We start from the raw sequence: 18491 nt of genomic DNA on the forward strand, positions 1-18491 counted from the left end.
TACAGACTCTCAAGGTCTCCTCTTAGCCATCGATAAACTCACGTGACTTAAAAACCGTCTAAAATTAATGAAAAGCACTAAACTAACATTTCCGGGAAGCCGGAATGCTGAACTCTCGGCAAAAATGGATGAACCGGAACAAGGAATTTCGAGAGGAACCGTTCTATTTGCACACTGTTTTACATGCAGTAAGAATCTTCGGGCCGTTAACAATATCAGTAAAGCTTTGACAGATCAAGGCTTTGGGGTTTTCAGATTTGATTTCACCGGACTCGGAGAGAGTGAAGGCGATTTTGCCGACACTAATTTCTCATCCAATGTAGATGACCTTGTAGCCGCTGCTAATTTTATGAAAATGGAGTGGGAATCACCCAAAATGTTGATGGGGCACTCCCTGGGTGGTGCGGCAGTTTTGCAGGCAGCACATCAAATTGAATCCGGTGAGGCGGTCGTAACAATCGGTGCACCTTGTAATCCCGAGCATGTAACTCACCATCTGCTTGATAAAAGAGAGGAGATTGAAGAAAAGGGAGAAGCGAGAGTAAACCTTGCCGGGAGGACTTTTACCATCAAGAAGCAGTTTTTAGATGATCTTGAAGAGCAAGTGATGGATAAGATCATCCGTAATTTAGACCGATCACTGCTCATCTTTCACTCTCCGATTGACCAAACCGTCGGGATTGACAACGCCGCTCACATCTACAAACTCGCCAAACATCCCAAGAGTTTTATCTCGCTGGATGACGCCGATCACCTGCTATCAAACCAAGAGGATGCAAAATATATTGGGCTCGTGACGGCTGCCTGGGGAAGTCGGTATTTATAGTAATGTGGCTTGCCAAAGGCAATGTGGCTAAAACCACTTGTTGATATCACTATTAGGAATCGTCAGCTGAAGAAGACTGCAATAGATCCTCCGGCTTGTTGACCAATTTTTGCCGATATATTCTTGTGGGAAGATTAAATCTTTCACTATCTCAACGAACTTCATCCCTGAAAAAAAATTTTTATCTATTACCGTTGACTTCAGTGAATGGAATAAAAGTGCGAAAAACTATAGGGCTTTAGCCCCATTTGTATGCGGTCAAATCAATTGCTGATTGCACTTTCGGGAACCTTCAGAATGTAAGCAAAAGGATTTAGATACTCCTGCAATCTTTCAGATCAATCGATATTGAGATATCACGCACACTTCACACACCTCGTGGTCCAGGGCATAAACTTTAGCCGACCGACAGGAATCGGATCTCCACATTTTATGCAATCTCCATATTTTCCATCTTCCAGGTTATCCAAAGCCCGCTCAAGTTTTTGCAATCGGTTCTTTTGCTCTCTCAATGCAGCATCGTTAATGGTTTTATTATTGATGGCATCCATGCGCGACAGGCGACCGTAGGCATTATCCGGTTCAACCGGTTTTGTCAACTCTTTTAACTGTTCAATTTCTTGTTTTGTCTCCTCCAGTTTATCGAGGATCACCTGTTTCATCTCTTCCCGTTCGGTTGCTTCCATAGTTTTATTAGAATGGTTGATTGCTGAACGCCTAAAATAGTATGAACCTAAGGATATTAAAATATTTTGAACCCCAATTTGCTAAACGCAGATCAGAATAGAACCGGTAAGAAATTCCTATTCTAAATCATCTATATGACTCACTTTGAATATCCAAAGAATCATTCAGTGATCTACAGATACAGAAACCCCGAGCTCGGAGGACAGATTCTGCTGGCTAATCAGCAAGCAGATCTTCATCCCTACAAAAATGACGATTTTTTTAAAGTGATCTGGAATAAGGGATCAGACTTTTCATTTGAAATTGACGGACAACGCATTTCTCTTAAAAAAAATCAGCTGATCTGTCTCACTCCCCTACAAAATCCTGATTATTCAACATTTGACAGCGAATACTATATTCTGCTATTTAATCGCGAATTTTACTGTATTCACGAAAATGATGATGAAGTATCTTGTGAGGGATTACTCTTTTGGGGATCTTCTGAACGGCCGGTGGTTCAACTAAATGAGGAGGAAAAACCCAAATTTGAAACTCTTTTCCAGGTTTTTGAAGATGAATTAAATACACGTGATAACATCCAGGGAGAGATGCTTCGCATGCTTTTGAAACGGCTTATCATAAAAAGTACCCGGCTTGCACGTAAACAATTTTTCCCTCAGAATCTTGGCAAGAAGAATACTGAACTGATCCGGCAGTTCAACATTTTGGTAGAACAGCATTACAGGGATTGTCATCAAGTGAGTGATTATGCAGAATTGCTGCACAAGTCGCCCAAAACCTTGTCGAATCTGTTTGCCGAAGCCGGCCAGAAAACTCCTTTACAGTTGATTCATCATCGTCTTGTATTGGAGGCAAAGCGTCAGTTACTGAATACAGAGAAGCTTGCAAAAGAGATCGCCTTTGAACTGGGGTTTGACGAACCGGCTCATTTCAGTCGTTTCTTCAAAAAAGAGACGGGGAAGTCACCCTCTCAATACCGTAACATCTCCTGAAATATCAATGAAGGGAAAAATTGGTAAGGATCAGGGAAGGTCTGCCATTCGCATTACTACTCCATTCACCTATCATCATACTGAACTAATAGAAAGAGGGTTTTGAAATACCCGTCAGAACGCTGTTTTTGCGGTCAGACGGGTAACCCAAGATAACCATCTGACGGCAAAATCAGCCGTCTGATGGGGCTTCAAAGCTCTCGTAAACAAATCAAACATCGCTATGAAAAAACTAAACTGGACAAAAGCAATCATTGCCGGAGTTTTAGGCACTATACTATTTGATATCGTTGGACTCATCTTTACAGGCCAATGGTGGGATATTCCCGGGCTGCTCGGTCAAAAAACCGGGCTCGGTTTTGTTTATGGAATCTTTGGTCATTACGGGAACGGTGTACTGCTTGCTATTCTCTACAGTGCCATTGCACCTCATCTCTGGGGACCTCACTGGGTACGTCCGTTCATCTTTGTAACCGCTGAGACGATCGCCCTTGTATGGCTGTTTATGCTTCCGTTGCTCGGCGCCGGAGTGGCCGGGTTGAATCAATCCGCTATGACGCCTGTAGTAACACTGCTTCGCCACTTTGCCTTTGCGATTCCTCTGATCTTCCTGGTCAACCAGGATTTGAAACAACCGGAAAAAACAATTTCCAGCTAACTTACGCCCATGTTAATAATCCATTCAGGAGTGTCCCCCTTCGAAGGGGGCAATGGGGGATGATCCCACAAGGCTCAGCTTTGATTTTTAAATATAATCTCAACAAAAAACTACAAATAACAATCAATCATAAATCCATAAATCATTATGAACTTTACAATCTATAATACAGACAACGCACCTGAAAAATCGAAACCATTATTAAATGCAGCCAAAGAGAGTTTTGGTTTTGTCCCCAATCTCCTGGGCGAGTTTGCAGAAGCTCCGGCCGTTTTGGAAGGCTATCTGAAGCTCAACGAAATCGTTGGGAAAACCAGTTTCACTGCTCAAGAACAGCAACTGGCCATCTTAACTGTAAGCATCGAAAATGAGTGCCATTACTGCTCAGCCATTCATTCAACAATTCTGAAAAATCAACTGAATGTTGATGAGCAGATTGTGAATGCCGTTCGAAACGGTGAACCAGTTCAGCATGAAAAGTACAGTGCACTAGTGAATTATGTACGGAGCGTAGTACGTAAACGCGGTTTCGTAGATGATTCCGAAATTAAATCATTCACCGATGCCGGTTATACCAAACAAAATGTGCTGGAAGTAAACCTGATTACAGCACTGAAAACAATCAGTAATTACACCAATCACATTGCTGACACACCTCTTGATGAAGCATTCGAAGCTGAAAAAGTGGAGTTTGCCACGGTGTAATAAATAATCACAATAATCCATTTAAGCCCGGTTCAGATCGAATCGGGCTTTTTTTTTATTTAACAGCCACCAACTTGATCTCTACTTTTGCATCTCTGGGAATTCTTGAAACCTCCACCACCCCTCTTGCCGGTTTGCTTTCTGAAAAGTATTCGGCGTAGATTTCGTTAAAAGATGAACAATCATCCAGATCGCTGAGATATACATCCACGGAAACAACATCTTGCATTGTAAAACCGGCTTCTTCCAAAACAGCTTTTAGATTATTAAGTGCCTGCCGGGCCTGGATTTCAAGATCTTCACCGGCCATTTCCCCGGTTCCGGGAACCAATCCAATCTGACCAGCTGCATAGAGCGTATTACCGACCATAATCGCCTGGCTGTAGGGACCGATGGCAGCGGGGGCACTCTCGGATTGAATGATCGTGCGCTGGGAGGGTTCTTCTGAACACGAGTATATGAGGAAAAGTAGAACTGGGTAGATTAAAATGTGCTTTTTCATGAGTTTTGTTTTTTGATTTCCCCCTTCGAAGGGGGGATTTCATTACAATCCATTCTTTATGACCTTCTGCATAGCCATGGTAAACCGGTCCAGCTCTTCCATGGTGGTGTATACATTTGGTGTGACACGAATTCCCTCGAACTCGGTATGCATAATGGGTGTGACCAGGATATGATGTTCATCCCATAAATAATTCGAAAGATCCCTGCTGTCTATACCTTTGATCTGGGCTGTGGCAATACCGCAGGCATATTTAGGATCACGGCTGGTGTGCAATACAAATTTTTCATGATCTATTACCCGATCAACCCACACATCGGTCAGGTATTTCATCCGGGCACCTTTCCGCTCCGGACCTATGGTTTGATGAAATGTCAACGCCTCGGCAATGGCCAGGAAATTAGCAATTGGGTGCGTGCCAATCTCCTCAAATTTTCGAATATCATCGCTTTTCTGTTCGGGAGCTGCCATCAGCGGCCACAAATCTTCTATTTTATCTTTCTTTACATAAAGCATCCCCGAACCGATGGGGGCAAACAACCACTTGTGCAAACTTGTAGCGTAATAGTCGCAGTCGAGATCGGAATGGTCAAAATCCCAGTGAGCATAGCTATGTGCACCGTCTACGATCACAGGGATTCCTTTTTCACGAGCCATGTTCACAACTTTATTTACAGGGAGAATTTGGCCTGTAATATTGATGATATGACACATCAGGATAAGTTTAGTATTCGGGGTGATATTCTCCTCAAACAATCGAACGATCTCGTCATCATCTTCTGTCGGAATTGGCAATGAAAATTGTTTGAGTTTGATTCCCTCCCGCCGTTCACGTTGTTTAAAGGTATTGATCATTCGCGGGTAGTCGTGAGTGGTTGTCAGCACTTCATCTCCCTCTTCCAGGTCGAAACCGAACTGACAAATTTGCAACCCCTCGGAAGCATTTCGGGTAATGGCAATCTCTTCAGGGTCCACTCCAAAATTACCGGCAATTCGCTGCCTCACTGCCTCTTTTTGTGGTTCCAGTACTCTCCACATCGTATAAACCGGTGCCTCATTCATATAATCCAGGTGACGCTTCATGGCCGACTGAACCATTTCCGGTGCCGGGCTCACTCCACCATTATTCAGGTTGATTAGGCTGCGGTCAACCGTAAACGCATGTTGAACTGTGTGCCAGAAATCCTCATTACGGGCAATTTCATCAGGGCTGCCGGAATATTGTTTCAAATCCTTCGCAACTGCCTCTGAGTTTTCCGGGTTGAGAAATGGCGCTACGGTCATAGCCGCAGCCGTTCCGCCCATTTTTTGCAAAAATTGTTTCCTGTTGATCATATCCAATCGTTTTGATTTGATTTCATCCAAATAACAAAATGATGGGCAGATCTGAAAGATTTTTAAACGAAATGGTTTTAGATTATTCCAATTCATCTAAGAAAGAAATAATCTCAGCGACCCGCATACCTCGACTCGGGACTTCTGAATTGAAAGTCTTCCAGGTCTTTTTCTGATGTGAATGAGATTTCAAGGGGAACCGTCTCGGGATCAGTTGGCTGATTTGTATCAAGTGCCGATACAGAGCCGGTGGATTCGCCTGATATGGATGCACCTTCAGAACTTGTTATCATCACATTGCCGGAATCAAACCCGGATATAACAGTCGGAAATTGATCTCCTGAAACCAGCCCATAGATTTGAAAATGATTAGAATGCTGTGACAACTCCTCACCACTCATTGCTCTCAACATTTTACCGTCAGGTCTGTTTTTAACATCAAAAGATCCTTCACAGGGTCTGCCATTCAAAGGCCTGACAAGGAATAATGTAGTGTTTTCCTCTTTAGCCGTCACAACAATAACAAGATCACCTGCTTCATTCACTTTCCACGCACTGCTGGCCGGTACCTCCCTGCCATCAAACGTGATGTTTCCGCTTCCCATTTCAGCCAGGTCGCTATCACGGAGTAACGAAATAATGAATAACGGACCTGCAAAATGATCTACCTGTGAGGCTGATACAACCGGGAGTGTTTCGAACTTTTGCATGGGCAGAGCCGGTGTTTCACGCACATTTTCTATTTCTACGGTGTACTCTTCACCCTCAAATATCAGTTGACTTCGTACCAGTCCACCTTTCCCTTCAATTTGTTTAAGCATTCGTTTGACTATCAGATCATCGATCAGAGCAAAATTATAGGGCGGAATTCGATTTTCCTTAAATGGTTCATACTGGAAAGGGAGCGGAGAAAACGGTAACTCTTCTGATAGCCATAGATGCAATTCGTAAGAAACATCTGTATTCGAAATTTCAGATCCACCACTGTCGTAGTTCGTCTGAGTGTATTCCACATCTCCTATAAAATGATTGGAGTTGAATCCCCGGACGGTTACTTGCTGTCCTGTATTTTCAACTGATACACTCAGGTTACTGATGCTCCAGCTTGAACTCCCCGGTTCCTCTGAGGCTTTGGTTAACTCCTCATCAACATACCTCACTCCCTCTTCGGGTATAATATTATCCCGGATTTCTATAAAGTTTGTACCGATCTCATCATCCCAATTTTGTATAACTCCTACCTCACCATTCGTCAACGGACCAGAGATCCGTTCGCCGGGTTGATATTCACTGTCATCATACTCAGGATCGAGAACCGGAGTGGTAGAGATTTCATGGGATTCAAGAATAGATGTTCCATCTTCAGCTACCCTGAGACTCAAAACCATGTCTTCATTACAACTCGGACAGAGGTATGGAAATTCATACATCATAGGTGGCTGAACTGGTTGAGCGAGTAATGATCCAAAGCTAATGAAAAGAAAAATGAGGAGAGATTGAACAACACGCATAGTATTTAGTTTTTTTGAGTCATTTGATTGAGGCAACAAATTGTACCAAATGAACTTCTAATGAATGAATTTTGGATTGGCAGGTTTTTATCTACCGTCAATATTCACTTTTAGATACGATAGGCTAAACCCAAACAGTTCACATTAGAATCGAAACTGCTTGATATACAATTAAATAACCATTTTTATCGCTTTTCAAACTTTCACCGCAATAAAATGAGTTTAATCTTCTAAGATATTTTCTTCTTCCCATTCACGGATCAAACCTAATAGCTGATCCCTTTTTTCCGGGTATTTATGACCGATTTCATGGTGTTCTAAAGGATCCTCTTTAATATTAAATAACTCTGCATCTGTTAGTGAATCACTTTGAGCTATAAGTTTCCAGTCACCTTCACGAATTGCCCGGGTGTTTGATTGCCTCCAGTAAAAAAATCGATCATTTAATTCATGCTGTAATTTATCACCCATAATAAATGGCCATAAATTTTTTCCTTTTAGCCGATCATCTGAGATCAGATCGGAATTTGCCAAAGAGAGGAGTGTCGGAACCAGATCTAAAACATGAACGGGCTCATCAACTTGTCCGCCCCCGGGAATTTTCCCAACCCAATTAATGAAAGCAGGGACCCGAATTCCACCTTCATACAGATCTGTTTTCCATCCCCTGAAAGGACTGTTGTCTCCTAAAGTTGTATGTGGTGCATATCTACCGTTGTACTCATCAGCGGGTGCTCCCCAGCTCTCCTGTCCGCCGTTATCAGACATAAAGACGATGAGAGTATTTTGGCGTTCCCCTGTCGCTTCAAGCGCATCCAGAATTCGGCCAATTTCATAATCCATCTGTGTGATGGTTGCAGCTGTGTGTTGTCGCCAAGGGTCCTCAAAAACCTGTTCGTAAGGCTCAATCCACTTTGGGGAACTGTTGTGTGGAAAATGAGGAGCATGATGAGCAACATGAAGGAAAAAAGGTTTAGCATTATCTTTTCCGGCATGTTCTTGAATGACTCGAATCGCTTCATCCGTGATGAGCTTTGTAACATGCCCATCTTCCTCAATAAACTGATCATTTCGATGCCATGTTACATAATTGCCATACTTGTAACGGTGAGTGTAGGGATCAATCTGGCCGCGCAAGTACCCGTAGGTACTATCATATCCGTATTGCAACGGTCGATGCTCTGGTTCGTCTCCGATATGCCATTTCCCACTCAGGTGAGTGTTGTAACCTGCTTTTTTTAACCCAAAAGTGAGAAGCATATCTTTAGGTTCTACTTCTGTGGTTGATCCCAAAGGGCCAAATACATTAAACCTTGCCGGATTTTGCCCTGTTTGTAGTGCTACCCTGCTGGGAGAACATGTTGAATACACATAAAACTGGTTAAACCGAATTCCCTCATTAGCTAATTTGTCTAAGTTTGGGGTTTGAATTTTTTCATTATTGTACCCGATGTCATTCCACCCCAAATCGTCTGCGATGATTACAACTATATTCGGTTGATCATCTTCTACCTGAAGGTTTGTATCAACTTTCACATTAAATCCAAAAGCAATAAGAAAAGCTATGATAAAGCGAAGCCTGTTAAAAAGCAGATTCAGTAGTGTATTCATTTCTATATGATAAGATAAATCAGGAATATAACGGATTGAGCGATATCCATTCGCAAGTTGGCTGAAAGCAAAGTTTCTTCACCAGCTAAAAATCAAATTTACTTCGGTAAGTACTCTTCAAACCGAATTAAAGGATCACCATTTTGAATATATGTAATCGGTTTGGGATCGAGCCAATCAACAATCTCATCTTTAATAGAATAGGCAAAAAAATGATTACCCATCGGTTTATAGTGACCGATGAAATACCTGTCCATATACTCATCCAGTGATATACTAAACTTTTTAAAATCCTCAAGGTGTACTTCATTCATATCAAAAAAGCGAAAGTTATTTTGCTTGATAAAATCTATCATTTCCCGGTCGTAACGGCTTTCACCCCGGGTCATTGGCATAAAAACATTACTCGGGTCAAAATGGACGAGCATCAACTCTTTGCCATGGTTCTCACAAAAAGTTTGCGCCTTCTTTAAAATATATTTCGTTGCCTCAAAGGAATATTTGTTCTTTAAATTATTTGCCGTCGCTTGCATCGCCTCCACATTTGAAAAATCTACTCGGCGTTGTTTCAGAATGTCGGCTAATTTATTCAGGCCTCCTGTGTCTAAATCAGTATTAACCATGTTATAACTCAGAAGATGAAGTTGTACCATCAAATCATCCTTTAAGTTTTCATACATGAATTCAGGATCCGCCATTTTATAGATCTCCTCTTTTGAGGAAATCCGATTTTCCATCTCAACCAATTGACCACTATCTGTATTCATCTCGATATTTGACCAAAAATTGCCGTGAAACATGTAACCGCCATAGTCATTCCAGCGGGTGTAATAGGTTGCATATCGGCACCTGAAGACACTTCTCACATAATCATCTCCCCACATGTAAAGAATTACATACTTAGAGTCTTCATCCTCTTTCTCTCTTCTCAAAAGTCGTCTGTACGCCTGGTAGACTCCAAATCCGCCCATCCCGAAATTCTGAACCGGTTCTCCTAAATGCCCGGCCAGATATTCCTGCCAGGTCTCAGCATCACTTGCCTGGTGACAGTGAGTAAAACTGTTTCCATAGGTATTTATCCTGCAGGGTTTTTCGGCATAGATTTGATTGGTTCGTTTACCGTCTTTCATGACCGTTGAGATCGTATAACTGTTGCCAATCCCATCATGCGGCATATAATTCCCCAGGATATACCCAACTTCCGGATCGAACTGCGCCCACGAATTTTCATTCAAGAAAATATCCAACTCCTCTTTTGGAACTGCACTTTTTCGGAGATATTCAGCATACGATTTCTCCTGATCCTGCCCGCCCATACTATTCAGAAAGTCAGGCATCCAAGTTGATCCTGCAATTCCGGTCGCTATTAAAGCCCCGGCTTTTAAAAAGTTTCTTCTGTCCATAATTATTTGAGTTTATCATTATCAATAAATTACTCCAAAGCAACGGTCTGATACCCTGAATGACAGTTCCAAGTTGCCTAAAATTTGCACCGGATTACGGTATATTTCGAATCTACTTGAAATCTGCTAAGTAACTTAAGTTCGACATAAGAATTCTGAATATAACGCTCTCCTCCTGCCTGCCCTCGATACGTCAGGGTGTAAGGAGGTGTTGGGGGAGGTAGCCATATGATTTCAGGTCTCTGAACCCGATCCGATTTTGGTTTTAACCACCCCTTCCCAAAGGGATCCCTGCGGGGAATAAGGAGGGGACTTTTTCAATTCCTTTACATTCATTTTTGTCGAATTCACGTTAAGTTTTACCCCTCAGGTTATAAATCCGGGATTCTAATCTTCCTTTTTTTTAAACAGGATGCCCCATCCGGGGCATGAGATGAATCCCAAATATTCAATATCTTTTTCGTGAATTCATACTACTCAAAAAGCTCCGGTTCAACAATAGAAGCCGCGATATATCGGGTAGGATCATCATTGAGGGCATGGTTCCAATAATACACGATGACAAGTTTTCCATCTTCCCTCTGAACTATTTGCGGATAACCCACATCGCCATTGGCACCATCTCCACTTCTCACGGGAATTTCCTGCCCCCAGGTTTTTCCATTATCAGAACTAAACCGAAGGCAAAGCCGGGAGCCATATTCACTTCGATAGGCGTAGGCAAGTGCTAGCCTGCCATCATTCATTTTTACCAAACTCGGTGGTGCACCATAGTGACCTGTATCATAGACCGGTTCGTTTTCTTCGACCCAGGTTTCACCGCCATCCACTGAGCGATAAGCCTGCAAATAATCCCTGTCGGGATTCAAATCTCTGGCCCGAATCACCGTAAACAATTCTGATTCGCCGAACTTAACTGTAGATGGCATAATTTCAAATCCCTCGGGTTCGTCGCCCAACCAGGAAACAAGTTCCCAGTTTAAACCACCATCTACCGTTTTGGTGTGGATCACTCTCCCCTCTCTCCCGTTCTCTTTCGCAACATTCATAAATGCATGCAACACTTGCGGACCTTCAACAATATAATCCGTTCGGGTAGCAACACCTGGAGTTCCCAAATTTGGAAAGTTGTATGGACCTCGCCACTGTTTGCCCCTGTTCATCGAATAGTAAAAAGTAGATGGCCCGTCGTGATAATCATCTCTCATAAATGTGATCACAAAACCCGGATCTGTAAAATCGATGATGGGTTCTTCAAGATCTTTTGGTGCTTCGGCTTCTTCCTCCGTTAAATTATGATCGTATGCACGACCGGTTTGTCCACGCTCATAGCCATCTTCAATGGTCCAGGTTTGTCCACCATCCCGACTACGTGCATATTTATTTCGAGCGGTCTCCCTGTTGTATGTATGGAATCCTGCTGACGCCTGGAACTCGCCCTCTACAAATCCTACAAGAATTTCATCACTCCATTTCCATATTCCATTGTTGGCAGGCCATCCTGCAAAGCGACCTTCCTGGTAATAGACTTTGACGTGTAGAATTCCATTATTTTCGTGATCGTGGTCATCCTTATTCGTAATCGAATTGAAAAAGAAGAATAATGCTACGAAAAAAAGAGAGACGTATTTGAGTGATAAATTCATCAAATTTTTTTCTTTTGAGTCCCACATCTGTCCAAAACGTTTCACTCGAATCCGCGAATGCGGATCAAAAGGCACTTTCATTGCACAACCTGACAGCACCAACCGGATCTGTCAGCGTTGTGAGCAAAGATCGTTCGACGCTGACAGGAGGTCGGAAAAAGCACCGACCACGCTGTCAGGTCGCTAAACATGCCTCACAGATTAAAAAAGCCAGATTTCTTATCATTCTGAAAACGTTTTGGACAGCTAAGTTTGAGTCCTGAATTAGTTCTGTTTCTAAAGTTTACAGTTTCACGCCAACCTTCTCATCAGAGTTCTTCTTTATCCACAACCTCCTCCAATACCTCACGGCTGATGCCCAGTTTCACTTCCATCTCTTCGAGGGTAATATTTTTTGTTTCGGGCATCAGTTTCCAGACAAACAGCAGTTGCAGGAACATCATAAAAGCGAAGAATGAAAATATTTGAGCTCCAGAAAAGGTACTTAAAACGGTGGGAGTTAGTAGAGTAATGAGTGCAGCAAAAATCCAGTGAGTACTTGAGCCGAGAGACATCCCGTAATCCCGAACGGCATTTGGAAAAATTTCGGAGATAAAGACCCATATAACAGCACCCTGTCCTATAGCGTGAGAAGCCACAAATGCGGTGACAAAAGCAACCACAATCACACCCTCTGCACCTGTTGAAAATGCCCAGGCAACACCCAGCAAAGACGCGATATAACCGAATGATCCTACATACATCAGCAATTTTCGGCCCGCCCGGTCAATCAGGTACATTCCCAGCAGAGTAAAGATCAAATTAACAATCCCGATCGGTACTGAGGCCCCCAAAACCTCGGTTGCTGCAATTCCGGCTTGCTCAAAAATTCGTGGAGCATAATAGAGCACAAAATTGATTCCCGATAACTGGTTAAAAAATGCGAGTAAAAATGCCAGCATAATCGGGAATTTGAACCGGCCTGAGAAAAATTTTGAAGCCTCCGGATCAGAAGAGACGGAACTTTTTATCTCCCTCATCAACTTCTCAATATTCTCTTTAGGATTGAGTTGTTGTAAGATTTTCTTAGCCAGTGATTCATTATTCTGTTTGATGGCCAACCAACGCGGACTTTCGGGAATTCCCAAAACAAAGAAACAGTAGATAGCCGCCGGAATTCCTTCAACTCCGAGCATCCAGCGCCAGGCGTTTTCACCAAAGCTTGCTCCTATCCAGTAATTGGACAGGTAGGCTATCAAAATTCCAAACACGATATTGAACTGGTACAGGGCAACTAATTTTCCACGGTTATTAGCAGGTGTAATTTCTGAGATATAGATCGGCGCTGCTACGGATGAAGCACCAACTCCCAAACCCCCAATGAACCTGGCAATTGAAAAGATATAGGGATTTGGAGCAAGTCCGGAACCAACAGCAGATACAAAGTATAAAATCCCAATCCAAAACAGGGTTTTTCTCCGGCCATACTTGTCACAAGGAATTCCCCCGAAGAGAGCTCCGATCACGGTCCCCCAAAGAGCCATCGACATAATGAAGGTTCCATGAAAAAGGTCACTCATCTGCCAAAGTTCCTGGATAGGCTGGTCGGCACCGGAAATTACGATGGTATCAAACCCAAATAAAAAACCGGCCAGTGAGGCCGCAATGGCAGACAGTGCAATAGATTTTGTTTTAATCATGTGGTAGATCTTTTGTTAGCTTGAAAATTTTATTTCCCTCCTGCCTCTCCTCAATATCTCGGCCTGAAAGAGAGTCAGGTAAAATCTCCGCTTAGGGTCCCGAACCGTCGGGACGCCTTTAGGCGGTTGGGTGTACATCCCCCGAGTTTACACGACATTCGTCGCGCTCACATTCCCCCTTCGAAGGGAGAATTATTGCAGCGCCGTTTCTGTCCAAATTGACTCCAAAGGCCAAAATTCAATATTCGTAATGGTGGCCGAGCCTCCATCCGCAAAAGCAGAAACACCTATACTTTCAGGATCGGGAAATATCCGGTTGGTTATAACTCTCGATCCATCGTTCACAAAAACTTCAACAGATGACCAATCTACAAAAAATCGAATCTTAACCGTACCATCGGAAAGGTGTACAGGAACATCATTCCGTTGTTCAAACCCCTCGAAAAAGTCAGATTCCCCGGAGTTTGTCCGATCTGCAAATACATTTTGGTTCACAGAATTGTATCCGATAACCGTTCTTTGGTTTTCGGCTTCCCGCACATTTATCCCAACACTTTCTGCATCTCCGGGTTCGATCTCAACAATCATCTCAAATGCTTTACCGGATATCCCCTCTTGAGAGAGATCGATCGTTTCATCACTGAGATCCAGGTTTTCCAAACGAACAGGATCTTCCCTCAACTGCCTCAGGCTTTCAACCGGTTTTTGAACCAGACTGTATGATTCATTATTGGATTCCAGGTGAATGGAACGCGGAATTGACATCGCACTTCTCCACGGATGGGTTGGAATCTCATTTGCATAATCCCAGTTATTCATCCAGCCAACCCAAAGTTGACGAGCATCTTCCTCAGGAATATTGTTCCAACTGATAGCCGCATAAAAATCCGTTCCGTAATCGGTCCAGTGAGGTGCCGTTTCCATAAATGTCTCATCGGGAATAAACGAAGTGCCATCCCACTCACCCACAAAGTATTGAGAACCGGAGCCACCGGCTACCGATCCCGGGTTCATATCCACATGAAGAACCCATTTTTGATTTTCAGGATTATCATCCACCGGTAGTCGGAAAAAATCCGGGCATTCCCAGATTCCGCCTGTTGCACCGGCTGGCCCAAAATCACTCAGATATTCCCAATCTTTCAAATTATCAGAAGCATAAAACTGAACTTTATGCTGCGTGGGTAGTGCAACAACCATCAACCACCTGCCCATCTCTTCATTCCAGGAAACATTTGGATCCCGAAAATCCGGATCATCAAATTCCAACACAGGATTGCCTTCGAACTTCGTGAATGTCTGCCCACCATCGATGCTGTAAGCCAGTGATTGAGCCTGGTCTGTAGATCCGTCTTCTCGTGTGTAGTGACTTGTATAGATCGCTACAATGGGTGGGTCTCCCCCATCTCCAAATCCACTCGTATTCTGATGGTCTACCACAGCACTACCGCTGAATATTCCCTCTTCCTCTTCTTTACCATAGGGAATAGCAACGGCTTTATGATCCCAATGAACAAGATCGGTACTCGTGGCGTGTCCCCAACTCATATATCCCCAGCGGTTCCCAAATGGATTGTATTGATGAAAAAGATGATAAACCCCGTCGTTGTAGACTAAACCATTCGGATCGTTCATCCAGTTAATTTTTGGTGAGTAATGAAATTGAGGCCGATAAGGCTCAGAGAAGTTTACCTGTGCCGCCAGATGCTGATCAATTCGATCCGGATCGTATTCAGTTTCCTCAGGTACCTGTTCCTCACAGCCTACAAATATTAACGCAAGAAGAATTAGCAGAAATTGCAAAAAGATGTTTTCTCTAATCATAGGATTGAACTAACATATCTTCTGATTTGACATCATAGTATAAACATTCATTGAAATAAAAAAAGCCTTTCCAAAATTCTGAAAAGGCTTTTTAAGATTTCCTTTGTCCAATTATTTGATGAGTGTAGTAATGCTGCCAATCAGAGGAAGCGGTTTCTCTCGATCGTTTACTACGTTCAAAATTCCCAGAACCATGCATACAAGGCCAAATATCCAAACGACTGGATAGATTAGCAGACCGATCAAAATGACTGTCAGAATGCTTGCCGCCGTATTTCCGATAATGAGGAAAAGTAGGAGTAGCAATTGTTGATTCGCGTGGAATTTTGCAAAAGAATTATCTTTCGCTTCTGTTACTAATGGCAGAAAAAATAGAATTGGAAAAATATATCCTATAATTCCAAATAGCCTTACCTGGCTTACATCGGCTTCACCTGAAGCAGTACTTTGTTTTTCTTCGGGAAACTCATTGGGTTGATTTTTGTCTTCCATGTCGGTGTTCTTTATGTGTGGTTTATGATGTTTCGTTGCTAACTAAATTCCTTTGGGATTTGCTATTAAAAGATTACGAGATAGCTCCTAAAAAAAATCTAAATACTTATTCAGAGCTTCCATATGCCATTTTTTAATCTCTTCAATATCCATGCAGTCCCCAATATTTTAATTTATTGATTTTTATTTCGTAAACCTGAAACGATAATGGTCAATTCGTGTTAAAATATCAACTTCTCACTGATTGAAATTTAAACGAACTGTATAATGTTATGCGTGATTTGAGGTAAATTTGATTCAGTAAAAATTTTAATTGTGTACATATACAGTTTTTTACACTCTTTAAGAATTCAATACGTTTTTTGCTATGAGAAATCACGGTCAACGGTTAAATTCACTCCATACTAAAATTCCAGGCCTTTTAAATCAATCAATGTAAACCCGATATTTACGCGAACACTTACTCAAGCAGTCCTCTTCAAATGAAAGTATTTTCCAAAACATTTTCCTGCCTTCTAATTCTTACTTTACTTACAATAACTTCCTGTTCTACCAGTGAACAGGTGTCCGAACCTCAAAAAGATCTCGCCCCACTCGTAGACCGAATTGAGCGGCCCCTGCCCTATCCCCTACAACCCCCGGCATCTTACCAAATGGCGGTGAATAACGGCACACGTACAGAAAGCGGTGAACCCGGTGAAAACTACTGGCAGAATTACAGTTACTATACATTACATGCCGAAATTGACCCGGAATCAAACATGCTCTATGGTAATTCGCAGGTTACTTTTGATAATAACTCACCTCATTCCCAGCGTGTAATTGTTGTTGAGCTGGCACAAAACTTACATAAAGCCGGTACTCCAAAAAATGAATACGTTGAGATAACCGGCGGGATGGATCTTTCCCGAATCTCAGTAGATGGAACTGAAATTGAGGAAACAAACATCTACAGGCGATGGACTCAAGAAGAGGCCGGGTACATTTTAGACGGCACACACCTGTACATTTACCCGGATGAGCCGTTAGAATCAGGAGATTCTATCGATTTTGGGTTTGAGTGGTCCTTTGAAATTCCTGAGCACGGTGCTGCAGGCGACGGTTCAGGACGAATGGGACGAAGTCGCGAAAACCTGTTTTACATTGCCTATTGGTATCCACAGATTGCCGTTTATGATGATGTAATTGGTTGGTATAATGATCCGTTTTTAGGCAAAGCTGAATTCTACCATGGTTTTGCTGATTATGATGTGACCATAACAGCACCTGAAGATTGGCTGGTAATGTCTACCGGAGAGTTCGTGAACCCGGAGAATACACTTTCTGAAGAAACTCTTGAGAGATATCGAAAGGCGGGAGAAAGTGATGAAGTCATCACCATTGCGGATTTTGATGAGCTGGATGAGGCCACTCTGGACAGCGAGGATGATAAACTTACCTGGAGGTTCCAGGCCTACAACATAATTGATGTAGCATTCAGTGCTACACTTGAATCAAAGTGGGAAAGTGCCCGCACGAAAGCCGGTGATGTAGACGGAGACGGGGAGATGGATTACACAAGGATAAACACTTTTTACCGGGAGCCTGCTAAGTTTTGGACCGATCAAACCAAGTATGCCCAACACTCTATCGAATTTTTGGCGGAGTACACCGGCAAACCCTACCCCTGGCCTCATATGACATCGGTTGAAGGTGCCGGTATCATCGGAGGAGGCATGGAACACCCAATGATGACTGTAATTGGAGATTATAACAGCGCCGGTGCAGTGCGGCTTTACGGGGTAACCGCTCATGAACTGGCACATATGTGGATACCAATGATGCTAAGTACCAATGAGCGTCGCTATACATGGATTGATGAGGGATACACTCAGTTCCATGATAATCTCGCTTCCGCTGATTACTATGGCCCTGACCGTTTTGATCAGCTCGATGTGTTTGCCAGTTATATGCAGATTGCGGGAACGGAGCTGGAAGGAGAGCTGATGCGTTGGTCTGATTATCACTATTTTTCAAACACGTACAGTATTGCCTCTTACGACAAGCCCGCTTCCATTCTTTATGCATTAAAAGGCCTGCTTGGTGAAGACCTGTTCATGGAAGCTCACCGTGAGTTTATCGATCGATGGGCTTTTAAACACCCATACCCTTGGGATATGTTTAGTACGTTTGAGGATGTAACCGGACGAGACCTTTCATGGTTCTGGAGATCCTGGTACTATGAAACCTGGGTACTTGACCACGGTATAGCAGATGTATCTCAGAACGGCGATGAAGTCCTCATAAATGTTGAAGATCACGGCAATGTTCCTATGCCTGTAGTCGTTGAAGTTGAGTTTGAAGATAACACCACGCAAACGGAAATGGTGGATGTTGATCACTGGCTAAACGGTTATAGAACGAAGCAGATTGAAATTAGATCTGAAATTCCCGTTGTAAATGTTAGGATTGACCCGGATTTCGAGTTCCCGGACGTCGATCGATCCAACAATCAGTGGTCGTCTGAGAATGAGTAAATTGAACTTTGGGAGTTGGCGCAAGCAACTCGCTTGTGGTCATTTTTTCAGAGCACGACCGGGACACTAGCGCTATCTTTTGTACAGTGTAGCCTGGTTAA

General features: G+C 42.9%; 15 protein-coding genes. 5 read left to right on the top strand and 10 right to left on the bottom strand.

All coding sequences use genetic code 11. The features are described from left to right. The first annotated feature begins 67 nt into the window (after positions 1-67). A complete protein-coding gene (locus L6773_RS11845; RefSeq protein WP_237854634.1) occupies positions 68-826 on the top strand; it encodes an alpha/beta hydrolase family protein in 759 nt (252 codons plus the stop codon). 356 nt (positions 827-1182) lie between these two features. On the opposite strand, the gene L6773_RS11850 is transcribed toward L6773_RS11845, so the two are convergent. After that, on the bottom strand, positions 1183-1512 hold the full coding sequence (locus L6773_RS11850) for a TraR/DksA family transcriptional regulator (RefSeq protein ID WP_237854635.1): 330 nt from the start codon (positions 1510-1512) through the stop codon (positions 1183-1185). Between the two features lie 135 nt (positions 1513-1647). On the opposite strand from L6773_RS11850, the gene L6773_RS11855 reads away from it, so the two are divergent. The 3 genes from L6773_RS11855 (at position 1648) to L6773_RS11865 (ending at position 3871) form a co-directional block, all read left to right on the top strand. After that, entirely contained in the window at positions 1648-2508 is an 861-nt protein-coding gene (locus L6773_RS11855) for an AraC family transcriptional regulator (protein ID WP_237854636.1), read from the top strand. A gap of 223 nt (positions 2509-2731) precedes the next feature. Continuing rightward, a complete protein-coding gene (locus L6773_RS11860; RefSeq protein ID WP_237854637.1) occupies positions 2732-3166 on the top strand; it encodes a hypothetical protein in 435 nt (144 codons plus the stop codon). Positions 3167-3313: 147 nt separating this feature from the next. Then, positions 3314-3871 (top strand): carboxymuconolactone decarboxylase family protein, encoded by a 558-nt coding sequence (locus L6773_RS11865; protein WP_237854638.1) that lies wholly within the window; start codon positions 3314-3316, stop codon positions 3869-3871. Positions 3872-3926: 55 nt separating this feature from the next. Here the strand turns inward: L6773_RS11865 and L6773_RS11870 are convergent, their stop codons facing one another. The 9 genes from L6773_RS11870 to L6773_RS11910 all read right to left on the bottom strand — a co-directional run bounded on the left by L6773_RS11870 (position 3927) and on the right by L6773_RS11910 (position 15874). Beyond that, the gene (locus L6773_RS11870) at positions 3927-4373 is read right to left on the bottom strand and encodes a RidA family protein (RefSeq protein WP_237854639.1); all 447 of its coding nucleotides are present in this window, start codon (positions 4371-4373) and stop codon (positions 3927-3929) included. Positions 4374-4415: 42 nt separating this feature from the next. Next, positions 4416-5708: an aminotransferase class V-fold PLP-dependent enzyme gene (locus L6773_RS11875; protein ID WP_237854640.1), complete on the bottom strand. Its 1293-nt coding sequence runs from the start codon at positions 5706-5708 to the stop codon at positions 4416-4418. 113 nt (positions 5709-5821) lie between these two features. Further along, positions 5822-7141, bottom strand: coding sequence for a hypothetical protein (locus L6773_RS11880; RefSeq protein ID WP_237854641.1), 1320 nt, complete (start codon positions 7139-7141; stop codon positions 5822-5824). Between the two features lie 300 nt (positions 7142-7441). Then, the gene (locus tag L6773_RS11885) at positions 7442-8830 is read right to left on the bottom strand and encodes a sulfatase-like hydrolase/transferase (protein ID WP_237854642.1); all 1389 of its coding nucleotides are present in this window, start codon (positions 8828-8830) and stop codon (positions 7442-7444) included. A 98-nt stretch (positions 8831-8928) separates the two neighbouring features. After that, entirely contained in the window at positions 8929-10233 is a 1305-nt protein-coding gene (locus tag L6773_RS11890; RefSeq protein WP_237854643.1) for an SGNH/GDSL hydrolase family protein, read from the bottom strand. A 473-nt stretch (positions 10234-10706) separates the two neighbouring features. After that, a complete protein-coding gene (locus tag L6773_RS11895; protein ID WP_237854644.1) occupies positions 10707-11879 on the bottom strand; it encodes a sialidase family protein in 1173 nt (390 codons plus the stop codon). A 308-nt stretch (positions 11880-12187) separates the two neighbouring features. After that, on the bottom strand, positions 12188-13558 hold the full coding sequence (locus L6773_RS11900) for a sugar porter family MFS transporter (RefSeq protein WP_237854645.1): 1371 nt from the start codon (positions 13556-13558) through the stop codon (positions 12188-12190). Between the two features lie 192 nt (positions 13559-13750). Further along, complete coding sequence (locus tag L6773_RS11905; RefSeq protein WP_237854646.1) at positions 13751-15382, bottom strand: glycoside hydrolase family 32 protein; 1632 nt, start codon at positions 15380-15382, stop codon at positions 13751-13753. A 111-nt stretch (positions 15383-15493) separates the two neighbouring features. Further along, positions 15494-15874, bottom strand: a complete 381-nt coding sequence (locus L6773_RS11910; protein WP_237854647.1) for a magnetosome magnetite crystal formation protein family — start codon at positions 15872-15874, stop codon at positions 15494-15496. A 482-nt stretch (positions 15875-16356) separates the two neighbouring features. On the opposite strand from L6773_RS11910, the gene L6773_RS11915 reads away from it, so the two are divergent. Beyond that, positions 16357-18390 carry a M1 family metallopeptidase gene (locus L6773_RS11915; protein ID WP_237854648.1) on the top strand — a complete coding sequence of 678 codons (2034 nt, stop codon included), beginning with the start codon at positions 16357-16359 and terminating at the stop codon, positions 18388-18390. The last annotated feature ends 101 nt before the right edge of the window (positions 18391-18491 follow it).

Origin of the sequence: Rhodohalobacter sulfatireducens (genome assembly GCF_022012475.1) — a bacterium.
Lineage (GTDB): Bacteria > Bacteroidota > Rhodothermia > Balneolales > Balneolaceae > Rhodohalobacter > Rhodohalobacter sulfatireducens.

Bases quoted from the DNA above. Each gene is read 5' to 3' on its own strand.
- L6773_RS11845 (WP_237854634.1), top strand. From the start codon at position 68: ATGAAAAGCACTAAACTAACATTTCCGGGAAGCCGGAATGCTGAACTC.
- L6773_RS11850 (WP_237854635.1), bottom strand. From the start codon at position 1,512: ATGGAAGCAACCGAACGGGAAGAGATGAAACAGGTGATCCTCGATAAA.
- L6773_RS11855 (WP_237854636.1), top strand. From the start codon at position 1,648: ATGACTCACTTTGAATATCCAAAGAATCATTCAGTGATCTACAGATAC.
- L6773_RS11860 (WP_237854637.1), top strand. From the start codon at position 2,732: ATGAAAAAACTAAACTGGACAAAAGCAATCATTGCCGGAGTTTTAGGC.
- L6773_RS11865 (WP_237854638.1), top strand. From the start codon at position 3,314: ATGAACTTTACAATCTATAATACAGACAACGCACCTGAAAAATCGAAA.
- L6773_RS11870 (WP_237854639.1), bottom strand. From the start codon at position 4,373: ATGAAAAAGCACATTTTAATCTACCCAGTTCTACTTTTCCTCATATAC.
- L6773_RS11875 (WP_237854640.1), bottom strand. From the start codon at position 5,708: ATGATCAACAGGAAACAATTTTTGCAAAAAATGGGCGGAACGGCTGCG.
- L6773_RS11880 (WP_237854641.1), bottom strand. From the start codon at position 7,141: ATGATGTATGAATTTCCATACCTCTGTCCGAGTTGTAATGAAGACATG.
- L6773_RS11885 (WP_237854642.1), bottom strand. From the start codon at position 8,830: ATGAATACACTACTGAATCTGCTTTTTAACAGGCTTCGCTTTATCATA.
- L6773_RS11890 (WP_237854643.1), bottom strand. From the start codon at position 10,233: ATGGACAGAAGAAACTTTTTAAAAGCCGGGGCTTTAATAGCGACCGGA.
- L6773_RS11895 (WP_237854644.1), bottom strand. From the start codon at position 11,879: ATGAATTTATCACTCAAATACGTCTCTCTTTTTTTCGTAGCATTATTC.
- L6773_RS11900 (WP_237854645.1), bottom strand. From the start codon at position 13,558: ATGATTAAAACAAAATCTATTGCACTGTCTGCCATTGCGGCCTCACTG.
- L6773_RS11905 (WP_237854646.1), bottom strand. From the start codon at position 15,382: ATGATTAGAGAAAACATCTTTTTGCAATTTCTGCTAATTCTTCTTGCG.
- L6773_RS11910 (WP_237854647.1), bottom strand. From the start codon at position 15,874: ATGGAAGACAAAAATCAACCCAATGAGTTTCCCGAAGAAAAACAAAGT.
- L6773_RS11915 (WP_237854648.1), top strand. From the start codon at position 16,357: ATGAAAGTATTTTCCAAAACATTTTCCTGCCTTCTAATTCTTACTTTA.